The organism is Microvirga massiliensis, from assembly GCF_001006805.1.
GTDB lineage: Bacteria > Pseudomonadota > Alphaproteobacteria > Rhizobiales > Beijerinckiaceae > Microvirga > Microvirga massiliensis.
In genome coordinates this window covers 301,505-305,488 of sequence record NZ_LN811359.1, presented here as the reverse complement: position 1 = coordinate 305,488, position 3,984 = coordinate 301,505, and the positions used below count along the sequence as shown (strand labels likewise).

Here is a 3,984-nt window from a genome sequence, read left to right as displayed (position 1 = left end):
GATGACATCCGCCACGGCGGCCGCGTTGCCAGTGGCCTCGATCACCACGACGTCATCCGGCGAGAGCCCTTGTGCGAAGGCCGTGAGCCTCTCGCGGCGCATGTCGACGCGCCCCAGCCGCTTGAGCCTGCCGTCCTGCCAGGCCACGGCCTCGGCGAAGGCACGGTGGATGTCCAGTCCGATGATGCGCATGTCTGCTCCCTCCGAGCTGGGCTCGTCAAAACGGGAGCCGGCGGGCAACACGACACCTACTGATCCGCGCTCACGGCGCATCCGGGCGAGTCGCGAGGGGCGGCCATGTAACGAGCTCGGGCTCTCGGCCCAACGTCGATCGGCGGCCTGCCCGCACCTGCGTGCTCCCGATGCCCCACGTCCCGGATGGGCTCACCATAACATCGCTTTCCGAAGAAGGCAGATGGACGCAAAAGGCACCACAAGCATCATGCCGGATAATGGGTACGTCCAGGTCGAGTTCAGGTCCTGGCAAGAATGTCGGGCTCGTTCCACCCTGGCTGGATGCTCCCGGAGGGCAGCCCCCTTCAGGCTCACCGCCTTCACTAGGAGAACCTGGCGGCGGAGACAATCCAGGTGTTCCCCCCGAGGTGCCCGATCCATCGCTGCCCGCGGATGCGCCGCATCAGCCCCAGGAAGCCCCGCCGCAGATGGGACAAGCCCTGCCGCGTCGGTTTACGGAGACGAGGCGAGCCATTCGCGACTTCGTCCAGTCGGGAGACCGCGAACGTCTGAGGGCTGGCCTTGGGAGCTACGTCAGGAAGGGCTACCGGGGTTCCCGGAACGCATCGGCCCGGATGGGACAGGCGGCGACCTCAGCCAGCCGTGCATACACCGTCCTAAGCGGGCTCGCGGACGGAACGATAACGCCACAGGACCTCGGGTTCGATCCAGCCACCCTGGCTGGAGCCCCTATGGAGGATGTCGTCGACGCGTTAGTCGACGCGATCTGCGCGAACGACACCACGCTCGATGACGGGGCAGGTCGTGTGGCGGTCAACGTGGCGCTCAGCGAAGTGCTCGGTGATCATCCTGATCTCGACCCGCTCGTTATGCCGGCCGAACACACGCGTGAGGTGTGGCTGCGAACGCTGGCCTACCATGTCTTTGAGGACATCATGCTCGATCTCGGACCTAGTCTGCAGAGCGGCGCCAAGGGCGACGCGGGTCTCTTGAACGATCGTCGATTCGAAATCAGAGGCTTTGTCCGTGAGTGTTACCGGGAGCAGCTTGAGGCTGCCGAGGCACAAGGGCGATCGCTGGATCGGGGGACGTGCGACTCCATCGCGCGTCACCTGACCGGTTTGGTGCTCGATGTTTACGGGGAATGGGCGGAATGAGGGTCGCCGTTCTCCCGAACCGAGTGCAGGCGGCCGGCATTCCCATCGACGCCAGAATCTCGCTCTTCGAGCCTCCGGAAGGTGCCGCGGTCGGAAGCGTCGGAACGCAGGTCATACGGGAAACTCTGCGAACGCTCGGCAGGACGCCATCGCCGAAGGCGTGGGACTTCGCAGCGCTCGCGATGGCTGTGATCGCTGCCGACCGGCACATTAATCGCGCCACGGTGAGCGAGGATGGCTGGACACGTCAAATTCACCTGACCGTCGCGGTTACCGACGCAGATCATTGGGCCAGCCTGCGAGACCACATCCAAGGAATGCTTCGCTTTCTTACCGGCGATGTCTGGACTCTGGCGTTTGTGCCCGATGGTGTTCACCCGGCTCCCCCCAGACATGCAGTCGGGAGGCGTCCTGAGACATGCGTGTCGCTCCTCTCCGGTGGACTCGACAGCCTGATCGGCGCGATTGACCTCAACGCCGTCGACCATTTGCCGATGTTCGTCAGCAATCGAGTGAAGGGAGACTGCAGCAAGCAGAATGCGTTCGCGGCAGCCGTCGGGGCCGAGTACCGCATTTTGTCCCTCAATCACAATGCCCGGACGAACGTGCCGAACCCGGAGATCTCGCAGCGTCCCCGGTCGCTGGCATTTCTATCTTTTGGCGTGCTGGCCGCCACCACCCTCGACACGTACCAGGCAGGCGCAACCATCGACCTCTATGTGCCGGAGAACGGTTTCATCAGCTTGAACGTGCCACTCACGCCCTTGCGAATGGGGAGCCTCAGCACACGCACGACCCACCCTCGCTTCATGGCCGCGATGCAAGACTTGCTCCAGGCACTGGGACTCAGGGTGCGTCTCGTGAACCCCTATCGCCATAAGACAAAGGGCGAAATGATGGTCGAATGTGCCGACCAGGCCCTGCTCACCCGGCTTGCGCCCGAGTCGATGAGTTGTGGCCGCAGCGGCCGGATCAACAGGCATTGCGGCAAATGCCTGCCATGTTTGGTCCGGAGGGCCGCATTCTTGCGACACACCGGGACTCTCTCAGGCGACCGCACGACTCCTGCCTACAAGAATCCTGATCCGCCTGGCGCCTTCACGCATCCGGCCTTCAGCCGATATGATGACGTGATGCAGTGCTTGGCGGCCATCGACATGATGGACCGCCTCAGTGCACGGCGGTGGATAGGGTCCGCGATCACGGCTTCGAAAGTGCCAGACCCTGAACCCTTTCGTGATGTTGCGGCGCGAGGTCTGGTAGAGATCAAAGACTTCCTGCGAGAGGCCGGACTGGTTTGATCGATTTTCATTGCCACCTTGATCTCTACCCAAAGCCTGCGAATCTCATCGCAGAGGTGGCGAAGCGCGGCACATACGTGCTCGCGGTCACGACGACGCCCAAGGCATTCGACGGCAATCTCCGTTTCGTCGGAGCGAACTCCCGCATTCGCGTCGCGGTTGGCCTTCATCCCGAACTCGTCAAGGATAGGCACCACGAGGTGTCGCTTCTGTGCGCGACGTTGAGCAGGACCCGCTACGTCGGCGAAGTGGGGCTCGATGGATCACCAGAGCACCGCTCGACGCTGGATCTGCAGCGCGAGGTGCTCCGTGGAATACTGGCCGCGTGCAAGAGCCAAGGCGGCAGGATCATCAGCCTCCATTCACGGATGGCAGCGCGTCAGGTTCTCGAAGAACTTGAAGCGGCTGGCGCGGTAGGTACGCCGGTCTTGCACTGGTTTTCTGGCTCGCAATCAGAGCTGAGACTTGCGATTGACCTGGATTGCTGGTTCAGCGTTGGACCCGCCATGTTGGCCTCCGTGAACGGGCGCCGGCTTGCGAGTCTGATGCCGCGCGACCGCATCCTTCCCGAAACGGACGGTCCCTTTGGAGAACTGGATGGCCATCCGCTGAACCCCTGGGACAGCGAGCGTGTCCTTCCGATCCTTTCTGGTCTCTGGCAGGTGCCAGAGCAGGTCATCGCGCAGACCCTCAAGGCTAATCTGCGGCGGTTGGTTTCCTGACACGAGCGGTCCTTACCGTCTCAAACAGGGTCGTCCTGGAGCTTGCCCGACCTCGATCCGGCCGGTCGGATATTGGCTATGAATGTTGAGTCTCATGAGATCCCAGAGGTCTATCCCCTGCGCCGTTATCTAGGCGACATGCCACTGGGCGAAGTCGAGGCCGGACTTCCGGCCGTAGCCGAGATCGAAATCGAGGGACGCCAGTTCGGGCATGCCGCGGGCCTCGACCTCGGCAACGGCCGCCTCGACGCTCCGGGCAATCACCCATCGCGGATCGTTATCCCGGGGTGACCTCTCGTCATCCAGAAAGAGCGCCCATGGCTCACCGACGGCAGGGCCAGCAGGCTTGCGGCGCTTCGACATGTCGATCGTCGGCTTGAGCTTCATGCGCTCGTTCCTTGGAAGATCGTGGACTGCGGCGTGTCAGACGATTTCCGTCCTGTTTGGCATTGCGATCGTGAGCGGATGCTTCTCGAGCACGCCCTCGGTTGCCTCGACCCAATGTCCGGAAGCGATATTGTAAGGGATCTTCTGGTCGACGCGCGGCTGCTCGATGCGCCCGGAAGCGCGCAGCTCGTTCAAGACCTCCCGGGCCTAGTCACGTGAATC

Annotated in this window: 5 protein-coding genes and 1 pseudogene; 3 read left to right on the top strand and 3 right to left on the bottom strand. The window is 63.0% G+C overall.

Features of this window, described 5'->3' with window-relative positions:
- Nucleotides 1-192 (bottom strand): annotated as a pseudogene (locus BN1233_RS48555) (IS110 family RNA-guided transposase); the annotation flags it as partial.
- Nucleotides 193-926: 734 nt separating this feature from the next.
- Between BN1233_RS48555 and BN1233_RS47335 the strand changes: the two are divergent.
- Genes BN1233_RS47335 through qatD form a run of 3 tightly spaced genes read left to right on the top strand, consistent with a single transcriptional unit; the run spans nucleotide 927 to nucleotide 3,375 of the window.
- Nucleotides 927-1,352, top strand: coding sequence for a hypothetical protein (locus BN1233_RS47335; RefSeq protein ID WP_147707586.1), 426 nt, complete (start codon nucleotides 927-929; stop codon nucleotides 1,350-1,352).
- Nucleotides 1,349-2,653 (top strand): Qat anti-phage system QueC-like protein QatC, encoded by a 1,305-nt coding sequence (qatC, locus tag BN1233_RS27525; RefSeq protein ID WP_046866944.1) that lies wholly within the window; start codon nucleotides 1,349-1,351, stop codon nucleotides 2,651-2,653. Before BN1233_RS47335 ends, qatC begins: the two co-directional genes overlap by 4 nt.
- Nucleotides 2,650-3,375: a Qat anti-phage system TatD family nuclease QatD gene (gene qatD / locus BN1233_RS27520; RefSeq protein WP_046866821.1), complete on the top strand. Its 726-nt coding sequence runs from the start codon at nucleotides 2,650-2,652 to the stop codon at nucleotides 3,373-3,375. The genes qatC and qatD overlap by 4 nt, the downstream gene beginning before the upstream one ends.
- A 129-nt stretch (nucleotides 3,376-3,504) precedes the next feature.
- Here qatD and BN1233_RS27515 read toward each other — a convergent pair whose 3' ends face one another.
- Entirely contained in the window at nucleotides 3,505-3,762 is a 258-nt protein-coding gene (locus BN1233_RS27515) for a cyclic-phosphate processing receiver domain-containing protein (RefSeq protein ID WP_052763951.1), read from the bottom strand.
- Between the two features lie 36 nt (nucleotides 3,763-3,798).
- Nucleotides 3,799-3,957, bottom strand: a complete 159-nt coding sequence (locus tag BN1233_RS47330) for a hypothetical protein (protein ID WP_154678299.1) — start codon at nucleotides 3,955-3,957, stop codon at nucleotides 3,799-3,801.
- Nucleotides 3,958-3,984 lie beyond the last annotated feature (27 nt).

Excerpts from the sequence above, each read along its gene's own strand:
- BN1233_RS47335 (WP_147707586.1), top strand. The coding sequence starts at position 927 with ATGGAGGATGTCGTCGACGCGTTAGTCGACGCGATCTGCGCGAACGAC.
- qatC (WP_046866944.1), top strand. The coding sequence starts at position 1,349 with ATGAGGGTCGCCGTTCTCCCGAACCGAGTGCAGGCGGCCGGCATTCCC.
- BN1233_RS27515 (WP_052763951.1), bottom strand. The coding sequence starts at position 3,762 with ATGAAGCTCAAGCCGACGATCGACATGTCGAAGCGCCGCAAGCCTGCT.